General features: G+C 69.1%; 15 protein-coding genes and 1 pseudogene. 7 read left to right on the top strand and 9 right to left on the bottom strand.

The annotated features are described in order from the left end of the window. The first annotated feature begins 234 nt into the window (after positions 1-234). Complete coding sequence (locus FKR81_RS35440) at positions 235-585, top strand: DUF1844 domain-containing protein (protein WP_186763367.1); 351 nt, start codon at positions 235-237, stop codon at positions 583-585. Here the strand turns inward: FKR81_RS35440 and FKR81_RS35445 are convergent. Next, the gene (locus tag FKR81_RS35445; RefSeq protein WP_146358594.1) at positions 582-1175 is read right to left on the bottom strand and encodes a hypothetical protein; all 594 of its coding nucleotides are present in this window, start codon (positions 1173-1175) and stop codon (positions 582-584) included. The two genes, FKR81_RS35440 and FKR81_RS35445, sit on opposite strands and share 4 nt — an antisense overlap. A gap of 100 nt (positions 1176-1275) precedes the next feature. Here FKR81_RS35445 and FKR81_RS35450 point away from each other — a divergent pair, with 100 nt between their 5' ends. Beyond that, the gene (locus FKR81_RS35450) at positions 1276-2769 is read left to right on the top strand and encodes a S8 family peptidase (RefSeq protein ID WP_186763368.1); all 1494 of its coding nucleotides are present in this window, start codon (positions 1276-1278) and stop codon (positions 2767-2769) included. A 61-nt stretch (positions 2770-2830) separates the two neighbouring features. On the opposite strand, the gene FKR81_RS35455 is transcribed toward FKR81_RS35450, so the two are convergent. Genes FKR81_RS35455 through FKR81_RS35465 form a run of 3 tightly spaced genes read right to left on the bottom strand, consistent with a single transcriptional unit; the run spans position 2831 to position 4944 of the window. Then, the gene (locus FKR81_RS35455; protein ID WP_146358595.1) at positions 2831-3214 is read right to left on the bottom strand and encodes a RidA family protein; all 384 of its coding nucleotides are present in this window, start codon (positions 3212-3214) and stop codon (positions 2831-2833) included. A gap of 15 nt (positions 3215-3229) precedes the next feature. After that, positions 3230-3979 (bottom strand): IclR family transcriptional regulator, encoded by a 750-nt coding sequence (locus FKR81_RS35460; RefSeq protein ID WP_146358596.1) that lies wholly within the window; start codon positions 3977-3979, stop codon positions 3230-3232. Next, positions 3976-4944, bottom strand: a complete 969-nt coding sequence (locus FKR81_RS35465; RefSeq protein WP_146358597.1) for a sugar kinase — start codon at positions 4942-4944, stop codon at positions 3976-3978. Before FKR81_RS35465 ends, FKR81_RS35460 begins: the two co-directional genes overlap by 4 nt. A gap of 87 nt (positions 4945-5031) precedes the next feature. Between FKR81_RS35465 and FKR81_RS35470 the strand changes: the two genes are divergently transcribed. The 4 genes from FKR81_RS35470 (at position 5032) to FKR81_RS35485 (ending at position 11545) form a co-directional block, all read left to right on the top strand. Then, entirely contained in the window at positions 5032-6327 is a 1296-nt protein-coding gene (locus tag FKR81_RS35470) for an amino acid deaminase (protein WP_146358598.1), read from the top strand. Between the two features lie 11 nt (positions 6328-6338). After that, a complete protein-coding gene (locus FKR81_RS35475) occupies positions 6339-7919 on the top strand; it encodes an N-acyl-D-amino-acid deacylase family protein (protein ID WP_146358599.1) in 1581 nt (526 codons plus the stop codon). Continuing rightward, entirely contained in the window at positions 7916-9319 is a 1404-nt protein-coding gene (locus FKR81_RS35480; RefSeq protein ID WP_146358600.1) for a GntP family permease, read from the top strand. The genes FKR81_RS35475 and FKR81_RS35480 overlap by 4 nt, the downstream gene beginning before the upstream one ends. Positions 9320-9454: 135 nt before the next feature. Next, positions 9455-11545, top strand: a complete 2091-nt coding sequence (locus tag FKR81_RS35485) for an alpha-galactosidase (protein ID WP_146358601.1) — start codon at positions 9455-9457, stop codon at positions 11543-11545. Positions 11546-11608: 63 nt separating this feature from the next. On the opposite strand, the gene FKR81_RS35490 is transcribed toward FKR81_RS35485, so the two are convergent. Together FKR81_RS35490 and FKR81_RS35495 are read right to left on the bottom strand one after the other, a co-directional pair. Next, positions 11609-12805: an SCO0930 family lipoprotein gene (locus FKR81_RS35490; protein ID WP_146358602.1), complete on the bottom strand. Its 1197-nt coding sequence runs from the start codon at positions 12803-12805 to the stop codon at positions 11609-11611. A gap of 91 nt (positions 12806-12896) precedes the next feature. Next, positions 12897-14096, bottom strand: a complete 1200-nt coding sequence (locus FKR81_RS35495; RefSeq protein WP_146358603.1) for an FAD-dependent oxidoreductase — start codon at positions 14094-14096, stop codon at positions 12897-12899. Between the two features lie 74 nt (positions 14097-14170). On the opposite strand from FKR81_RS35495, the gene FKR81_RS35500 reads away from it, so the two are divergent. Beyond that, on the top strand, positions 14171-14791 hold the full coding sequence (locus FKR81_RS35500; protein WP_235922044.1) for a TetR/AcrR family transcriptional regulator: 621 nt from the start codon (positions 14171-14173) through the stop codon (positions 14789-14791). On the opposite strand, the gene FKR81_RS35505 is transcribed toward FKR81_RS35500, so the two are convergent. The 3 genes and pseudogenes from FKR81_RS35505 to uvrA form a co-directional block, all read right to left on the bottom strand. Further along, positions 14768-15223: an SRPBCC family protein gene (locus tag FKR81_RS35505; RefSeq protein ID WP_146358605.1), complete on the bottom strand. Its 456-nt coding sequence runs from the start codon at positions 15221-15223 to the stop codon at positions 14768-14770. The genes FKR81_RS35500 and FKR81_RS35505 overlap by 24 nt on opposite strands. Before the next feature lie 266 nt (positions 15224-15489). Then, a pseudogene (gene rnhA / locus FKR81_RS35510) lies at positions 15490-15939 on the bottom strand (ribonuclease HI); the annotation flags it as partial. Positions 15940-16127: 188 nt separating this feature from the next. Further along, on the bottom strand, positions 16128-19004 hold the full coding sequence (gene uvrA / locus FKR81_RS35515) for an excinuclease ABC subunit UvrA (protein ID WP_146358606.1): 2877 nt from the start codon (positions 19002-19004) through the stop codon (positions 16128-16130). Between the last annotated feature and the right edge of the window lie 51 nt (positions 19005-19055).

Raw genomic sequence — 19055 nt, forward strand, 5'->3', positions numbered from 1 at the left:
AGAGCCCCACGTCATCACTGACGAGGGGCCCGCTTCCGACCGATCGCACACCGCACAAGGACACGTGTCCCCTAGTGGGATGGACCGGACCCGGCCACCTGAAAACGGTGGTCGCGGGTGGGAGCGGGGCTCCACTTGCCGCCCCCGCACTAACGAGGGCTGGTCGCGCCGGAAATAGTAGCAGACGGACTTGTCAACCCCCGAATCGCCGGGTGGTCGGAGCCGCTTGCTTGAATGGTGCGCGTGACCGACCAGCAGGAAGACAGCGTGCGCGACCTCGGCGACGTCCCCAGCATCGAGGTGATCAGCCGGGCCGCGGTGATGCTGCTCTCGGCCTCAGCGGAACGCCTGGGGCTCGCCGACCCGGACCCCGACAACTCGCCCCGCCGCGACCTCGACGAGGCCCGCAGGCTCATCACCGCGCTCGCCGGGCTCGTGACCGCCGCGTCCGAGTACCTCGGGCCGCACGCCGCTCCGCTGAAGGACGGCCTGCAGTCCGTGCAGCGCGCGTTCCGCGAGACCTCCGCCGTGCCGGACGAGCCGGGCCAGGGCCCCGGCGAGAAGTTCACCGGTCCCGTTTACTAGCGCAAGCCCAGAGCGGACAGTTCGCGGCGCGCGAGCGCCGCGATCACCTCGTCGTCCCCGCGCCGCCACGCCTCCGCGGGGTCGTCGGAGAACCGCGCCAGCTGACGAGCGGGCAACGAGCTCAACGCGCGCAGGGCCAGCAGGTCCGAGAACCCGGCGACCTGCAGCCGTCGCGCCGCGCCCGCGCGCAGTGCGAACCGCAGCCGCAGCGGCAACCAGGTGATCAGGAGGAACGCGAGCGGCAACGCGATCAGCGCCACCTGGAGCCAGAACGCCGTGTCCTGCACCACAGAGATCTGCGCGTTCCCCGCACCGATCAACGTCTCCCCCGCTCGGGTGCCTCCACCCAGAGCGCCGGACAGATCATCACCCACCAGCGGCACCCCGCGGGCCTTGTCCGCGGCACCGGTGAACGCGTCCCTGATGCCGGATCCCGCGTTCACCAGCCCGTCGCCCGGCGCGCGCAGGTCCAGCACCGCGTCGTGCGCCGTCACGGCGATCCAGATCCACAGCGCCGCCCAGCCGAGCGCGACGAGATCGAAGATCACTTGCAGGCCGAAGCGGGTCGGGTTGTCGGCGTACCACTTCACGGTTGGGCCTCCTGGACGATCTTTTCGAAAACCAGTGATGCGGAAGCGCTTTCCCCATACCCTCACGCGCGGTAGATCACTACACGATGGGGGATCCCTGATGGGGAGTTTTCACAGACGGCTCGCCGGTGCGGGTGCGATCGCGATCGCGCTGACCGCCTTCGCGACCGTTCCCGCGTTCGCGGCGCCGGCTGAGGCCAAGAGCACCGCGATCGACGGCAGCTACATCGTCGTGCTGAAGGACGGCCCGCAGACCGCGGACGCGCTCGCGGCGAAGGTGGACGCCAAGATCGAGCACAGGTACAGCAGCGCGCTGCACGGCTTCGCCGGCAAGATGACGGCGGATGCCGCCGCGAAGCTCGCAGCCGACCCGGCGGTCAAGTCCGTCGAGCAGAACCAGACGGTCCAGCTGGCCGCCGACAAGCAGACACCGACGCCCAGCTGGGGTCTCGACCGGGTGGACCAGCGGTCCAAGAACCCGACGAACACCTACGGCTACCGCGGCACCGCGAGCAACGTGCACGCGTACATCATCGACACCGGCATCAAGGTCGACCACCCCGAGTTCAGCGGCCGGGCGACCTGGAACTTCAACGGCGTCGACACCAACAACACGGACTGCAACGGCCACGGCACGCACGTCGCCGGCACCGTCGGCGGTTCGTCCGTCGGCCTGGCGAAGGCCGTGAAGCTGCACGCCGTCAAGGTGCTCAACTGCAGCGGCGGTGGTGACTGGGCAGGCGTCATCGCCGGCATCGACTGGGTCACCGCGAACGCCGTCAAGCCGGCCGTCGCGAACATGAGCCTCGGTGGCAGCGCCATCGCGGCCGTCGACACCGCGGTGCGCAACTCGATCGCCTCCGGCGTCACCTACGCGGTGGCGTCCATGAACTTCGGCCTGGACGCCTGCAACTACTCGCCGGCCCGCGTCGCCGAGGCGATCACCGTCAACGCGACGGACAACCAGGACAAGCGCGCGTCCTTCTCCAACTACGGCGCCTGCACCGACCTGTTCGCGCCGGGCGTCGACATCACGTCGTCGTGGAACAACAACGGCTACCTGACCATCAGCGGCACGTCGATGGCGACGCCGCACGTGGTCGGCGCGGCGGCGCTGTACCTGGCCGACAACCCCGCTGCCACGCCGCAGCAGGTGTCGGACCACATCACCAACTCCGCCACCAAGAACGTGGTCGTCGACCCCGTCGGCTCGCCGAACAAGCTCCTGCACGTCAACGGTGAGCCCGACCTCGTCTCCGGCCCGGACCGCCTGGTCCCCGGTGACAGCCTGGAGGCCGACGAGCGCATCACGTCGCCCAACGGCCAGCACTTCCTGATCCTGCAGAACGACGACAACCTGGTGCTGTACAACAACGGCACCCCGAAGTTCGCCACCGCGACGAACAACCAGGGCTCCAAGCTGGTGTTCATGCAGCACGACGGCAACTTCGTGCTGTACGACGAGAACGGCCGCCCGCTGTGGGCGACCGGAACCGGTGGCACGTCGGGCACGCGGATCATCGTCGAGGACAACGGCCAGCTCGTGCTCTACGGCGAGAGCTACGCCAAGGTGTGGGTCTCCCACACGGTCTAGCCAACAGGGCGTGAAGAAGGGGGGAGCTTCCGCGGAAGCTCCCCCCTTCGGCGTTTCCCAGCTAGTCCAGCACGGCCAGCGCGTCGATCTCGACGAGCAGGCCCGCGGGCAGGCCGACGTAGATGGTCGTGCGAGCCGGCGCGGCGGGACCGGTGAAGATCTCGTCCCACACGCCGTTCATCTCACCGAACTGCGACACGTCGGTGAGGAACACGCGCAGCATCACGACGTCGTCCAGCGACGCGCCGCCCGCCTTCAGCACGGTCTCGATGTTCTTGAACGTCTGCCGCGTCTGCTCGGCGACGGTCGTGCCCACGACGGTGCCGGTGGCGGCGTCGAACGCCACCTGGCCGGCCACCTGCAGGATGTTGCCCTTGCGGACGCCCTGCGAGAAGTTCGCCGGCGGCTTGGGCGCGTCGTCGGTGCGGATCTCGGTCTTGGACAAGACAAACTCCCCTAATCAACGTGGTGGCGCGTAACCACACTCAACCGATGCCTCCTGCGCGGTGGCGAGCAGGTCGGGCAGGTGGCCGATGAGCCCGTCGAAATCGAGCAGGACCTTCGGCACGGACATGGAAACCGCGGCGAGCACCTCGCCGCGCGCACCGCGGATCGGCGCCGCGATGCAGTGGATGAAGTCCTCGTGCTCGGCGTTGTCGACGGCGTAGCCCTTCTTCCGCACCTCGGCGAGGACGGCCAGGTACTCCTCCGGACCGGAGATCGTGTTCGCGGTCAGGCGGGGGAACTCCATGCCCGCCATGACCTTCTGCAACGCGGCGGGCGCCAGGTCGGCGAGCAGGACCTTCGCCACGGCCGTGCAGTGCAGCGGCGCGCGGCGGCCGATGCGCGAGTACATGCGCATCGGGTGGGTGCTGTCGTACTTGTCGATGTAGATCACCTCACCGTCCTCGTAGGACGCGAGGTGCACCGTGTAACCGAAGCGCGCGTTGAGCTCCCGCAGTGCGTTCTCGGACGAACGTCGCACGTCGCGCTCCTCGAGAGCGCGGTTGGCGAGGTCGAACAACGCGGTGCCGAGCCGGTAGTGGTGCACGCCGTCGCGTTGCACGAACCGGTGCGTCTCCAGGGTGCGCAGCAGCCGCAAGGTGGTCGACTTGTGCACACCGATGACGCCCGACAGCTCGTCGAGCGTCTTCGGCCCCGTGGCGAGCTGACTGACCAGCGTCAACGCGCGGTCGAGGCTTTGACTCATGAAACCTCCAGGCGGGCGGCGGCCCACACTTCCGGATCCGCTTCCAGCAACGGGTCCGTGACGTGGGCGGGCAGCGGTGAGCCCACGTCTTCAGTGGTCAACAGTGCGGCCGCGGCCTGCAGGTGCCCGGCGCGCAACCGGGTGCGCGAGGAGCACCCGGCGAGTGTGGCGGCGAGGAAACCGGCCGCGAACGCGTCGCCCGCGCCCACGGGCTCGACCACGTCGACCCGCAGCGCGGGTTCGAAGTGGGAGCAGCCGTCCTCGACGAGCGTGGCGCCCGCGGATCCCTGCTTGACGACGATGCTGCGCGGGCCGGGCAGGTAGGCGCGCAGCCGCGCGGGATCCCCGGTGCCCCAGACGATCTCGGCCTCGTCGGCGCCTGCCAGCACCACGTCGGCCATGTCGGCGAGCTCGCGCAGCACGGACGGATCGCGGTCGGCCCACAGCGCGGGCCGCCAGTTGAGGTCGAACGAGATCTGGAAACCGTGGCGCGGTCTGCGCAGCAACTCGCGCAGCATCGCCAGGCATGTGTCGGACAGCGCCGGGGTAATTCCACTGACGTGCACCAACCGCACCGAGCCGAGACTGAGCCGGTCGATCATCTCCAGACCCATGCCGGAGGCCGCCGACCCGCGCCGGTAGTACCGGACGGCGCTGCCCGCGGCGGACGCTTCCTTGACGTAGAGGCCGGTCGGCCTGGTCGGGTCGATCCGCACGAGGGAGACGTCGACGCCCGCAGCGCCGACGGTGTCGAGCACGGCCCGGCCGAACGCGTCGTCACCGACCGCGCTGACCCAGCTCGACTGCACACCGAGACGGGCGAGGTGGCAGGCGACGTTCGACTCGGCTCCCCCGATCGCGCGATGCCACGTGCGCACCTCGTGCACGGGACCGGGTTCTGCCGGGACCATCACCACCATGGTCTCGCCGAGACACACCACGCCGCCAACCTGCTCGAACCGCATGCGTTCTCCAGTACTCGTTCCGTTGACGGCGGAGCACCTGAATGCTACACACTCCAACATCACATCGCGCAATGGGAGTTGCAAAATATGCAACAAGTCGGGATCAACTCGTCCGCAGTAGCCGCGATCGGAGACGAACGCGTCGGCTGGCGCTTCAAGGGCCTGCCGTCGGACGCGTTCGGCCAGAGCATCCGCGAGACCGCCGGTCAGCGTCTCGACCTGTTCGCCGACGAGTTCGTCGGCCCGCTGGTCGTGCTCGACGCGGCGGCCCTCGACCACAACCTGACAACGATGGCGAAGTGGTGCGCCGCGCACGGCGTCGAGCTGGCGCCGCACGGCAAGACGACGATGGCGCCGCAGCTGTTCCAGCGGCAGCTCGAACACGGCGCGTGGGGCATCACGGCCGCGAACGCGAGCCAGCTGCGCGTGTACCGGGCGTTCGGGGTGAGTCGGGTGCTGCTCGCCAACCAGCTGCTCGACCCGGCCGCGCTGCGCTGGGTGGCCGCCGAGCTGGACCACGACACGAGCTTCGAGTTCTCCTGCTGGGTCGACTCGGAGGCCGGCGTCTCGCTGATGGCCGAGACGCTGCAGGAGATCTCCCCCGGCCGCCCGATCGACGTGCTCGTCGAGCTCGGCGCACCCGGCGGACGAACCGGCGCGCGTGACGTCGACACCGCGCTCGCCGTCGCGCGCAAGGTCACCCAGTACCCGCAGCTGCGCCTCGCGGGCGTCGGAGGCTACGAGGGCGCGCTGGCGCACGACGCGTCCGAGTCGTCCCAGTCCATTGTGGATCGCTACTTGACGGAACTGCGGGCGCTCGCGCTCCGGCTCGCCGACGACGGCCTGTTCGACGAGCTGGAGCAGGTGATCGTCACGGCGGGCGGCAGCGCGTACTTCGACCAGGTCGCCAGCACGATCACGCAGCCGTGGCCGAACGGCCTGCCGGTGGTGCCGGTGCTGCGCAGCGGCGCGTACGTCACCCACGACGACGGCTTCTACCGCGGCATCTCGCCGTTCGGCCGGATCGCGGACGCCGCGCCGTTCCGCCCGGCGCTCAAGGCGTGGGCGCAGGTGACCTCACGGCCGCAGCGCGACCTGGCGCTGCTGACGATCGGCAAACGCGACGCGTCGTTCGACGAGGGCCTGCCGGAGCCGCAGGTGCTGCGCAGGCGCGACGGCGCGACCGTTCCGCTCACCGACGCGAGGATCACCGCGCTGAACGACCAGCACGCGTTCATGGCGCTGGGCGCGGAGGCGACGGTCCGCGTGGGCGACTGGATCCAGCTGGGGCTCTCCCACCCCTGCACGGTCTTCGACAAGTGGCAGCTCATCCCCGTCGTCGACGGCACGACAGTCGTCGACCTGATCCGCACTTACTTCTAGGGGGCGGCGAAGTGGACATCGTCATCCGAGGGGCACGCATCGCCGACGGCACCGGCACGCCGAGCTACCGGGCGGACGTCGGTGTCCACGAGGGCAGGATCGCGGAGATCGGCGACGGCCTCACCGGCACGCGCACGATCGACGCGGACGGCCTGGTGCTGGCGCCGGGGTTCATCGACATGCACTCGCACTCCGACCTGCGGGTGCTGGCCGAGCCGGACCACCTGGCGAAGGTGTCGCAGGGCGTCACGACCGAGGTGCTCGGCCAGGACGGCCTGTCCTACGCGCCGGTGAACGACGAGGTGCTGGCGACGTTGCGCGGCCAGCTCGCCGGGTGGAACGACGACCCGCCCGGCTTCGACTGGAACTGGCGCTCGGTCGGCGAGTACCTCGACCGGCTCGACCGGGGTATCGCGGTGAACGCCGCGTACCTCGTTCCGCAGGGCACGCTGCGGATGCTGTGCGTCGGCTGGGACGACCGGCCGGCCACACCGTCCGAACTGGACCGCATGAAGGAAGTGCTGGCCCAGTCGATCCGCGAGGGCGCGTGCGGCATGTCGTCCGGGCTCACCTACACGCCCGGCATGTACGCCGAGACCAGTGAGCTGGTCGAGCTGTGCCGGGTGGTCGGCGAGCTCGGCGGGTTCTACAGCCCGCACCACCGCAGCTACGGCGCGGGCGCGCTGGAGGCGTACGCCGAGATGGTGGACGTCTCGACGCGCTCCGGCTGCCCCCTGCACCTCGCGCACGCGACGATGAACTTCCCGGTGAACAAGGGCCGCGCGCCGGAGCTGCTGGCGCTGCTGGACGAGGCGATCTCCGGTGGCGCGGACATCAGCCTCGACACCTACCCGTACCTGCCGGGCGCCACCTACCTGTCCGCGCTGCTGCCGAGCTGGGCGACCGAGGGCGGGCCGGAGGCGACGCTGCGCCGGTTGTCCGATGTGGACACCCGCGAACGGATCAGGGTGGAGATCGAGGAGATCGGCTCGGACGGCTGCCACGGCGTGCCGGTCGACTGGGACTCGATCGAGATCAACGGCGTGCGCAACGCGGACAACTCGCACCTCGTCGGCAACAGCGTCGCCACGTCCGCGGACATCGCCCAGAAACCCCCTGCCGACCTGTACTTCGACGTGTTGCTGGACGAGCGGCTGGGCACCTCCTGCCTCATGCACGTCGGGCACGAGAGCAACGTGCAGGCGATCATGAAGCACCCGGCGCACACGGGTGGCAGCGACGGGCTGCTCGTCGGCGACCGGCCGCACCCGCGCGCGTGGGGCACGTTCCCGCGCTACCTCGCGCGCTACGTCCGCGAGCTCGGCGTGCTGGGCCTCGAGGAGTGCGTCTCGCACCTCACCTCCCGCGCCGCGAAGCGTTTGCGGCTCACCGACCGGGGTCTGGTCCGCGCTGGCTTCGCGGCCGACCTGGTGCTGTTCGACCCCGCGAACGTCACGGACACCGCGACCTTCGACGAGCCTCGGCAGCAGGCAACCGGCATCCCGTTCGTGCTCGTGAACGGTGTTCCGGTGATCGACGACGGAACCGCCACCGGCGCCCTGCCGGGCCACTCACTCAGGAGCCGCCCGTGATCGACTGGTTGCAACACACCACCGGGGGTCTGCTGACCCTCGCGGCGCTCAGCATCGCGGTGCTGCTGCTGCTGATCATCAAGTTCAAGGTCGAGCCGTTCATCTCGCTGCTCGTCGTCGGCCTGCTCGTCGCGCTCGCGTCGGGCCTGCCGACGGAGACGCTGGTCGGCTCGGCGCAGAAGGCATCGGACTCGCTGCTGGAGAAGGGTTTCGGCGGCATCCTCGGGCACATCGCCGCGATCATCGGGCTGGGCACGCTGCTCGGCGCGATACTCGAGGCGTCCGGCGGCGCGCAGGTGCTGACGGAGAAGCTGCTGCGGGCGTTCGGTGAGAAGCGGGCACCTCTCGCCATGGGCCTGGCCGGTCTGATCTTCGGCGTGCCGGTGTTCTTCGACATCGGCATCTTCGTGCTGGCACCGCTGGTGTACGTGGCGGCGAAGCAGAGCGGCAAGTCGATCGTGCTGTACAGCATGCCGCTGCTCGCGGGCCTGTCCGTGATGCACGCGTTCATGCCGCCGCACCCCGGTCCGGTCGCCGCGGCCGGCCTGCTCAAGGTGTCGCTCGGCTGGATCATCATCATGGGTCTCGCGGTCGCGATCCCGGCCTGGCTGGTCGGTGGCGTGCTCTACTCGTCGTGGATCGGCAAGAAGATCGTCGTGCCGGTGCCGGAGGAGATGCTGGAAGCGGCCGAGAAGGCGCGCGTCGACGCGTCGACGAACGGCCGGGAGGCGCCCCCGCTGGGGCTGGTCCTGGCGATCATCGGGTTGCCGCTGGTGCTGATCCTGTCCGGCACGTTCGGCAGCATCCTGCTGCCCAAGGGTTCCGCGCTGCTGGGCGTCACGACGTTCTTCGGCACGCCCGCGGTGGCGCTGACGATCGCGGTGCTGCTCGCGTTCTGGCTGCTCGGGTTCCGCCGCGGCATGACCCGCGACCAGATCGCCGAGCTGTCCGGCGCGTCGCTGCGGCCGGTGGCGATGATCCTGCTCGTCGTCGGCGCAGGCGGGTTCTTCGGCGCGGTGCTCTCGGCGACAGGTGTCGGCAAGGCCCTCGCGACCGAGCTGTCCGATCTCGGACTGCCGGTGATCGCGCTGTCGTACGTCATCAGCTGCGTCATCCGAATCGCTCAAGGATCGGCGACCGTGGCCATCGTGACGACGGCGGGCATCGTCGCCCCGGTGCTCGCGGACCTCAACTACTCGCAGCCGCAGCTGGCGCTCGTGGTCATGGCGATCGCGTCTGGTTCGATCATCGCGTCGCACGTCAACGACGGTGGGTTCTGGATCGTCTCGCGGTACTTCGGGCTGTCGGTCAAGGAGACGTTGCAGACCTGGACCGTACTGGAGACGATCTTGTCCGTGGTGGGTTTCATCGTCGCCGGGTTGCTCAGCCTGGTCATGTAGAAGTACTCAAGATCAAACACAGTTGCGCCCAATCTGTCCAGATTCGACAGGTATGTGCGGCTTGACACCGTGACATGAGACATCGGACGATCGCAGCAATGTTCGTTTGTGTTTGATCTGTAGACGAGGGACTACATGAGCAACACGGAGGTCGTGCACCTGCACGACAGCGTCTCCAGCATCGTGGTCGACATCGGGGGCAACGGCGCCCCCGTGATCGCGCACTGGGGGCGGGCGCTGGGCGATCTCGACCAGGAGTCGCTCACCGCACTGGTCCAGGCAATTCGAGCGCCGGTGCCGCACAACTCACCGGACTCGGCGGTGCCGCTGTCGCTCTTACCGGAAGCGGCGGCCGGACACTCGGGTCGTCCCGCGTTGCGCGGTCACCGCTCGGGCGAGCACTTCGCCCCGGCGCTGACCGTCGACGAGGTCGAAACCTCCGACCGGTCGCTGCACTACACCGCACGGGATGCCGCCGCGGGCATCACCGTGACGGGCACGCTGGAGCTGACGCCGTCCGGGCTCCTGCGAACGCGCCACACGGTCCGCAACGACGGCGACAGCCCCTACAGCGTCGACGCACTGGAAGCCGCGCTCCCGGTGCCCGCACGAGCGACGGAACTGCTCGACTTCACCGGGAGGCACTGCCGGGAACGCCAGCCGCAGCGGCGTTCGTTCGACCACGGCACCTGGGTCCGGGAGAGCAGGCGGGGCCGCACCGGGCACGACGCGACGATCGGGCTGCTCGCCGGCACCGCCGGGTTCGGGTTCCGCACCGGCGAGGTGTGGGCGTTGCACGTGGCGTGGAGCGGGAACCACGTCACGTACGCGGAGCACTTCCCCGAGTCGAACCCGGTACTGGGTGGCGGCGAGCTGCTGCTGCCCGGCGAGGTGACGCTCGGGCCTGGTGAGGAGTACACGACGCCGTGGCTGTTCGCGGCCTACTCCCCCGACGGCATCGACGGGATCAGCGCGGCGTTCCACCGCTGGCTGCGCCAGGGCCGTCCGGACAAGCCGCGTCCGGTCGTGCTGAACACCTGGGAGGCCGTGTACTTCGACCACGATCTCGACCGGCTCGCGTCGCTCGCGGACACCGCCGCCGCGGCGGGTGTCGAGCGGTTCGTGCTGGACGACGGCTGGTTCCGGCACCGCCGCGACGACCACGCCGGGCTCGGCGACTGGTACGTCGACGAGACGGTGTGGCCGGAGGGCCTCAACCCGCTGATCAAGCACGTGCGCGAGCTCGGCATGGAGTTCGGTCTCTGGTTCGAACCGGAGATGATCAACCCCGACTCCGACCTGTTCCGGGCCCACCCGGACTGGGTGCTCGGTCCGCGCCAGGGCGTCCTGCCACCGTCCTGGCGCAACCAGCAGGTGCTGAACATCGCGCACCCCGGTGCGTTCGCGTACATCCTCGAACGGCTGGACACGGTGCTGTCCGAGCACGACATCTCGTTCGTGAAGTGGGACCACAACCGCGATCTCATCGGCTCACGGGTGCACGAGCAGACGCTCGCGTTCTACCGGCTGCTCGACGAGCTGCGGGCGCGGCACCCCAACGTCGAGATCGAGAGCTGTTCGTCCGGTGGTGCGCGCATCGACCTCGGTGTGCTGGAGCGCACGGACCGGGTGTGGACGTCGGACTGCAACGACGCGCTGGAACGCCAGATGATCCAGCGCTGGACCGGTGTCTTCCTGCCGCCCGAGCTGATGGGCGCGCACGTCGGGCCGACCAGGTCGCACACGACCGGGCGCGTGCACGACCTGTCGTTCCGCGTCGCGACGGCGTTGTTCGGGCACTTCGGGATCGAGTGGGACATCAGCTCGGCGACGTCGGAGGACCGCGCGGGGCTCGTCGCGGCGATCGAGTACTACAAGGGCGTGCGTTCGTTGGTGCACACGGGTTCCGTGGTGCACACCGACCACCCGGACCCGTCGGCGTGGGTGCACGGTGTCGTGGCTGAAGACCGTTCGGAGGCCTTCTTCTGCTATGCCCAGCTAGCGACGCCGATCGGGAACAAGCCGGCCCGCGTGCTGCTCCCCGGTCTTGATCCCGCGCGGTCCTACCGGGTGTCGTTCGACGCTCCGGCCGGACGGCCGCGGCTGCACCAGCGTGCCGCCGTGTCGTGGGATCCGGTGGTGCTGCCGGGTTCGGTTCTGACCGAGGTGGGCATCCAACTCCCGGTCATCGAACCCGAACAGGCAATCCTGCTCCGCCTGTCCTGAAATGACATGAGGGGAGCTTTCCCGGCGTTGACCGCTGGGAAAGCTCCCCTCATGGCGTTGGTGCTACTTGCCTGCGCGGGTGCCGTCCGGCTTGGTGGCCCACCAGGTGCCGCCGACGCCCTGGCCGTTGGCCTCACCGCACAGCTTGTCGCCGGCGAAGCGGTACTGCGGCCAGCCGTCGATCGTCAGCTGCTTGGTGCCGTCCGGGCGGGTGATCGTGCCGACGAGCTTCTTGTCGACGCCCTGGACCTCGAAGTTGTCACCGGCGACGAGAGCGGGCGGCCACTTCGCGGCGCAGTCGCCGACGCAGTTGGTCTTGCCCTTCTCATCCTTGTCGAACCGGTAGAGCGTCATGCCGTCCTTGTCGGTCGCCAGCACGCCCAGGTCGCCGACGGTCGACGTGGTGAGCTCGATCCCCTTGTTCTCCTGCGCCTTCTTGCCGTCGAGCGCGGTGGCGAACCAGGTCCCCTGCACGCCCTGGCCCTTCGCCTCGCCCGGCTTGGTGTCCTTGGCGAAGTAGTACTGCGCCCAGCCGGCGATGGTCAGCTGACGGCTGCCGTCCTTGCGGGTGAGGGTGCCGACGAGCTTCGGGTCCACGCCTTCGACCTTCGGCTTCTCCGCGGTGACGAGCAGCGGCGGCCACGCGGTCGCGCAGTCACCCTCGCAGTTGGAGACGCTCGGGTTCGTCGTGTCCTTGTCGAAGCGGTAGAGCGTCTTGCCGTCCGGCCCGGTGACGACCGTGCCGAGCCCGCTCACGACACCGGTCGCGGCGACGGCCTCGTCCTGGTCCGCGCGGCTGCCCTGCGGGGTGGTCGCCCACCAGACGCCGCCGACCTTCTGGCCCTTGGCCTCACCCGGCGCGGTGTCCTTCGCGAAGCGGTACTGCGGCCAGCCCGCGATGACGAGCTGGCGGCTGCCGTCCTTGCGGACGATCGTGCTCACGAGCGCCTTGTCGACGCCGTTGACCGCCACGTCCTCGGACGGCACCGTGGCAGGCGGCCAGGCCGCCGCGCACTCACCCTCGCAAGTGGACACCGTCGGGTTGGCCGTGTCCTTGTCGAAGCGGTAGAGGGTGAAACCCTTCTCGTCCGTCGCAACAGGACCGAGGTCCTTGATCTCCGCCACGTTCACCGCGGCGACCTGCCCCTGCTGGGCGGCGGGCGTGACCGGGGCGCCTGATTCCTTTGCGCCACAAGCGGACAGCGAGATCAGCCCGATCGCGGTAGCTGCCGCGAGGACCGCAACACGCGTGCGGGTCATTGTTCCTCCTGAAGGGTTCCGGCCCGAGCTGGCCGGGAGATGCCCATGACACGGACAGCCCTCCGAGAAGGTTCACGGCAATTTTCGATCTTCAGTCGAGGCCGTGGCCGGCGAACATCTTGCGCTTCACCGGCGGCACCGCCTCAGCGAACCTCAGCACCGCCTTGAACATGGTCCTAGCTGCGGCGTTGCCCTTCGCGAACTGCTTCGCGCTGCGCAGCGAGTCGCGAACGGCGGCGAACCCGTACTCCCTCATCCGCTCCTCGTATCGCCCGATCGCGTGAACGACCTCACAGTCCTCGGTCAGCGCGTGGACGAGCAGCCGGGCGTCCCGCAGCGCCGTGTTCGCCCCGATGCCGCGCATCGGCGTCATGCTGTGGATCGCGTCGCCGAGCAGCGTGACAGTGGAGCTCGGCCACGGGTCGACGGGCACCGACGTGTGGATCGGCCACCACGACACGGCGTCCACGTGCGACTCGCGCACGATCCGCGCCAGGTGCGGGTGCCAGCCCCTGATCCGGTCCGCCACCAGGGCGCGCTGGTCCACGCCATCCACAACGGACAGATCAGCCGCCGCGTACGCCCACATCAGGTACGGCCGCGTGTTGTCGAACAGCGCGCCGTCCCGTTCGCTGACGCCCTGCCCGTCGTGCGGCGCGAGGAACATCCCGCAGTCCTTCGGCGCGATGATCGAGTGCGCCCGCACCTTGAGGTCCTCCGGCAGCCAGCCCGCCTCGTCGAGGAACAGCTTGCCCGCGATCGCGACCACGCCGGTGTCGACGACCTCGGCGTGCGGCAGGTACTGCGCCCGCACCCTGGAGTTCAGCCCGTCCGCGCCGACGAGCACGTCGCACGTTTCCGTTGTGCCGTCGGCGAAGTGCAGCGTGATGCCGTTCGCGGTCCGCTCGTAGCGCTCGAACCTCCGGTCGAACCGGACCACGTCGCCCAGCCCGTCGAGCAGGATCTGCCGCAGCGTGATCCGGCTGACCGAGTAGTGCCCCTCTGCGGGCTCGATCGTGAGGAGGTTGCGCAGCTTCTCATCCGCGAAGCTGAACCCCGCGCCACCGCTGCTGCCGTGCGTGTCGAGGAACGTCCGCCAGTTCTCCGCGGGCAGGCAGTCGTGCAACGCCCGCGCGCCGTGCGGGTTGATGTGCAGGCGGTACCCCTGCAGCCGGTCGGTCCGCGACCGGTCCCGCTCGTACACCGCGACGGGCACGCCCGCCTTCTTCAGCCCCTGCGCCAGGCAGAGCCCGCCAAGTCCGCCACCGATCACCGCAACTCGTCTCGTCATGAGACCACTATCAACCCATCGGTTGATTAAGTCAACCCTATGGTTGATTAACGGGCTGCACTAACCTGTGGATCGTGGATCACCAGACACGCCGCTCCCCCGCGCCAGGCGAGCGCAAGCGGGATCCCGAGCGCACGAAGGCGCGGATCGTCGAGGCGGCGATCGCCGAGTTCGGCGCGAAGGGCTACGCCGCGACCCGCATCAGCGACATCGCGGACCGCGCCGGCGTGAACAAGCAGCTGATCTCGTACTACTTCGGCGGCAAGGAAGGCCTGTACAACGAGATCGCCCGCGCGTGGCACCAGCGCGGCGGCGAGATGATGGACCCGGACCAGCCGCTGGCCGACGTCGTCGCGAGCTTCGTGATGACCACGGCCGAGCAACGCGCCCAGGGCAAGCTGATGGTGTGGGCGAACCTGGCCGACGGCACACCGGAGTCGGGCGACGCCGAGTTCATGCGGGGCCAGGTGGCCCGCTTGGCCGAACGCCAGGCTGCGGGCGAGCTCCCGCCGGACATCGACCCGGCGTTCCTCATGCTGGTGCTGATGGCCGCCGCGAGCGCCCCGCTGGTGCTCCCCCAGGTCGCGCGCCAGATCACCGGCGAGGACCCCGAGTCACCCGAGTTCGCCCGCCGCTACGCGGACCAGCTGGCCCGCGTCGTGCGCCACCTGTCAGGTGGCGGCGCGCACGGTTAGGTACTCGCGCAGCCCGCGCTCACCGCTGCGCATCATCATCTCGTGGTTGGCCCGGAACAACGGCCGGGCCACCAGCGCGGTCCGGCGCAGCACCGGCTTGCGCGCCTCGACCTCCTGGTCGAACAACAACTCGGTACCCCCGGCCCGCCCCGTCAGCTCCCAGCTCGCGTACCCCTCGAGGTCGCCGGTGAGCCGAGCCCGCAACAACCCGGCCTGCCGGTCGCGCGTGCTGTGGTTGGCCTGGAACACCAGGTCGAACGGCAGCACCGACCGGCACCGCAGCTCAGCGCACTCGTCGTGCACCTCGGTCGCGCCCTTCACCTCGGGCCACCAGACGGGATAACTGCCGATGTCGGCCAGCACGTCGAACACGAACGACGGCGCCGCGTCGACGTGCCACACGCTCCGAAAGCGGTAGGTGTTGAGTGCCACTTACACAGTATCCCTCGTCTTGGTTACTGATGAACGGCGCAACGTCCGCCACCGGTGGCGACCCCGCACGGCTCGCCGTTCTTCTTGCGCGCACCGCACTGCAACGCCGGGTCGTGGACGTGGCAGTACCCCGAGTCGCTGGCCCCGATCGGGCACGGCTTACCAGCCTTGGTCGTGGCCTGGCAGCTTCCGGTCAGCTCGCGCTTGACCTTGGGCGCGGCCTTGACCTTCGCCGCGGCGGGTTGCTTCTCCTGGTACTTCGGGTTGGCCTCCTGGGACCCCTTCACGGCGAGCCGGTCGGCCCGCTCGTTCTCGGGGTGCCCGGCGTGCCCCTTGACCCAGTGCCACTCGACGTCGTGCGTCCCGGTCGCCTCTTCGAGCCGCCGCCACAGGTCGGCGTTCTTCACCGGCTGCTTGGCACTGGTCATCCAGCCGTTGCGCTTCCAGTTGGCGAGCCAGCTGAGGATGCCGTTCCGGACGTACGTGCTGTCCGTGTAGATGCGCACGGTCGAGGGCCTGGTGAGGCTCTCCAACGCCTGGATGGGAGCCATGAGCTCCATCCGGTTGTTGGTCGTGGTCGAGGGCTCACCTCCGTAGAGGTCCTTCTCGTACTCGCCGTACCGAAGGACAGCACCCCAGCCACCGGGACCGGGGTTGGGGCTGCACGCACCGTCGGTGTAGATCTCCACGACCTGTTGTTCCACGCGAGGCAACATACCGAAGCGAGGAAAGACACGACCCAACGGAAGGCGGGCACAACGAAACCGGCACGAACCAAAAGAAGGAGCGCCCGCCGCACTAGCAACCCCCGCACTGCCAAACGGGCGCGGCCCAACTACGAAACCGCCGGCCGGACCGTCCTGAACAGATCTTTCCCCCGGCCCGGCCCCAGCCCCAACCTCAATCAGCCCGCTACTTCGACATCCTCACCCAGCACGTGCCGCAGGAACTGCCCGGTGTAACTCGACTCCACGGCAGCCACCTCCTCGGGCGTCCCCTCGGCGACGATCATCCCGCCACCAGACCCGCCCTCAGGCCCCATGTCCACGATCCAGTCGGAAGTCTTGATGACATCGAGGTTGTGCTCGATGACGATCACCGTGTTGCCCTTGTCGACCAGCCCGTTGATCACCCCGAGCAGCTTCCGGATGTCCTCGAAGTGCAACCCGGTGGTCGGCTCGTCGAGGATGTACACGGTCTTGCCGGTGGACCGCTTCTGCAGTTCCGAAGCCAGCTTCACGCGCTGGGCCTCACCACCGGACAACGTGGGTGCCGGCTGCCCGAGCCGCACGTACCCGAGCCCGACGTCCACGAGGGTCCGCAGGTGCCGGTGGATCGCGTTGATCGGCTCGAAGAACGTCGCCGCCTCTTCGATCGGCATGTCCAGCACCTCGGAGATGGTCTTCCCCTTGTAGTGCACCTCGAGCGTCTCGCGGTTGTACCGCGCGCCCTTGCAGACCTCGCAGGGCACGTAGACGTCCGGCAGGAAATTCATCTCGATCTTGATGGTGCCGTCGCCCGCGCACGCCTCGCAGCGGCCGCCCTTGACGTTGAACGAGAACCGGCCCGGCTGGTAGCCGCGGACCTTCGACTCGGTCGTCGCCGCGAAGAGCTTGCGGATGTGGTCGAACACGCCCGTGTAGGTCGCCGGGTTGGACCGGGGCGTCCGCCCGATCGGTGACTGGTCGACCTGCACCAGCTTGTCGACCTCGTCGATGCCGCGGATGCGGGTGTGCCTGCCGGGCACCTGGCGCGCGCCGTTGAGCTTGTTCGCCAGCACGGTCGCGAGGATGTCGTTGACCAGGGTGGACTTGCCCGAGCCGGACACGCCCGTCACGGCCACGAGGCTCCCGAGCGGGAACGACACGTCGATGCCGCGCAGGTTGTGCTCGCGCGCGCCGACCACCGTGAGCTGCCGCTTCTTGTCGATCTTGCGGCGCGACGACGGCATCGGGATCTGCTTGCGCCCGGACAGGTACGCGCCGGTGATCGAGTCCTTGTTCGTCAGCAGCTTCTTGTACGGGCCGCTGTGCACGACCTTGCCGCCGTGCTCACCCGCGCCGGGGCCGATGTCGACGACCCAGTCGGACGTGCGGATGGTGTCCTCGTCGTGCTCGACGACGATCAGCGTGTTGCCCAGGTCGCGCAGCCTGGTCAGCGTCTCGATGAGCCGGTGGTTGTCGCGCTGGTGCAGGCCGATCGACGGCTCGTCCAGCACGTACAGCACGCCGACCAGGCCGGAGCCGATCTGCGTCGCGAGCCGGATGCGCTGCGCCTCGCCGCCGGACAGCGTGCCCGACGCCCGGTCCAGCGACAGGTAGTCGAGCCCGACGTCGAGCAGGAAGTGCAGGCGCGCCTGGATCTCCTTGAGCACGGCGCCCGCGATCATCGACTCGCGCTTGCCGAGCTTGAGGCCGTCGAGGAAGTCCGAGCACTCGGCGACGCTCATCGCGCAGACCTCGGCGATGGACTTGTCGCCCTTGCGGCCGTGGTGCAGCGTCACCGCGAGGATCTCGGGCTTGAGCCGGGTGCCTGAGCACGAGGGGCACGGCACCTCGCGCATGTAGCCCTCGTACTTCTCCCGCATGTAGTCCGACTCGGTCTGCTCCTGGCGCCGTTCGAGGAACGGGATGACGCCCTCGTAGTTGGCGTAGTAGGAGCGCTCGCGGCCGTACCGGTTCTTGTAGCGGACGTGCACCTGCTCGTCGATGCCGTGCAGGATCGCCTTCTGCGCCTTGGCGGGCAGCAGCCGCCACTGCGTGTCCATCCGGTAGCCGATCGCCTCGCCCAGCGACTGCAGCAACCGCGTGAAGTACTCGGCGGTCTGCCCGCCGGCCCACGGCGCGATGGCGCCCTCTTCGAGCGACAGCTCGTCGTCCGGGACGACCAGCTCCGGGTCGACCTCCTTGCGCACGCCGATACCGGTGCACACCGGGCATGCGCCGTACGGCGAGTTGAACGAGAAGCTCCTGGGCTCCAGGTCCTCGATCGCCAGCGGGTGGCCGTTCGGGCAGGCCAGGTTCTCGGAGAAGCCGCGCACGCGGTGCGGGTCGTTCTCCGGCAGGTCGACGAACTCCAGCTCCACCAGGCCGTCCGCCAGGCGGAGCGCGGTCTCGACCGAGTCGGTGAGCCGCTGCTTCGACGACGCCTTGACGCTCAGCCGGTCGATGACGACCGCGATGTGGTGCTTCTCCTGCTTCTTGAGCTTCGGCACCTCGCCCAGCGCGTGGACGACGCCGTCGACCTTGGCGCGCGAGTAGCCCTGCGACTGGAGCGTCGAGAACAGGTCGAGGTACTCGCCCTTGCGGCCGCGGATGACCGGCGCGAGCACCTGGAACTTGGTGCCCTGCTCCATGGCCAGCACCTGGTCGACGATCTGCTGCGGCGTCTGCTTGCTGATCGCCTCGCCGCAGGTCGGGCAGTGCGGCTTGCCCGCACGGGCGTACAGCAGGCGCAGGTAGTCGTAGACCTCGGTGATGGTGCCGACCGTCGAACGCGGGTTGCGGCTGGTGGACTTCTGGTCGATCGAGACCGCGGGCGACAGTCCCTCGATGAAGTCGACGTCCGGCTTGTCCATCTGGCCGAGGAACTGGCGCGCGTACGCCGACAACGACTCGACGTAGCGGCGCTGCCCCTCCGCGAAGATCGTGTCGAACGCGAGGCTCGACTTGCCCGAGCCGGACAGCCCGGTGAAGACGATGAGGCTGTCCCGAGGCAGGTCGAGATCAACGCCGCGCAGGTTGTGTTCGCGGGCACCGCGAACGACAAGACGGTCTGCCACTGGGGTCCCTTCGGCTGCGATCTTGCGGCCCGAACAAGCGTTCGAAAGACT

Source organism: Lentzea tibetensis (genome assembly GCF_007845675.1).
In the GTDB taxonomy this organism is placed as follows: Bacteria; Actinomycetota; Actinomycetes; order Mycobacteriales; family Pseudonocardiaceae; genus Lentzea; species Lentzea tibetensis.

Bases quoted from the DNA above. Each gene is read 5' to 3' on its own strand.
- FKR81_RS35440 (WP_186763367.1), top strand. From the start codon at position 235: ATGGTGCGCGTGACCGACCAGCAGGAAGACAGCGTGCGCGACCTCGGC.
- FKR81_RS35450 (WP_186763368.1), top strand. From the start codon at position 1,276: ATGGGGAGTTTTCACAGACGGCTCGCCGGTGCGGGTGCGATCGCGATC.
- FKR81_RS35460 (WP_146358596.1), bottom strand. From the start codon at position 3,979: ATGAGTCAAAGCCTCGACCGCGCGTTGACGCTGGTCAGTCAGCTCGCC.
- FKR81_RS35465 (WP_146358597.1), bottom strand. From the start codon at position 4,944: ATGCGGTTCGAGCAGGTTGGCGGCGTGGTGTGTCTCGGCGAGACCATG.
- FKR81_RS35470 (WP_146358598.1), top strand. From the start codon at position 5,032: ATGCAACAAGTCGGGATCAACTCGTCCGCAGTAGCCGCGATCGGAGAC.
- FKR81_RS35485 (WP_146358601.1), top strand. From the start codon at position 9,455: ATGAGCAACACGGAGGTCGTGCACCTGCACGACAGCGTCTCCAGCATC.
- FKR81_RS35490 (WP_146358602.1), bottom strand. From the start codon at position 12,805: ATGACCCGCACGCGTGTTGCGGTCCTCGCGGCAGCTACCGCGATCGGG.
- FKR81_RS35495 (WP_146358603.1), bottom strand. From the start codon at position 14,096: ATGACGAGACGAGTTGCGGTGATCGGTGGCGGACTTGGCGGGCTCTGC.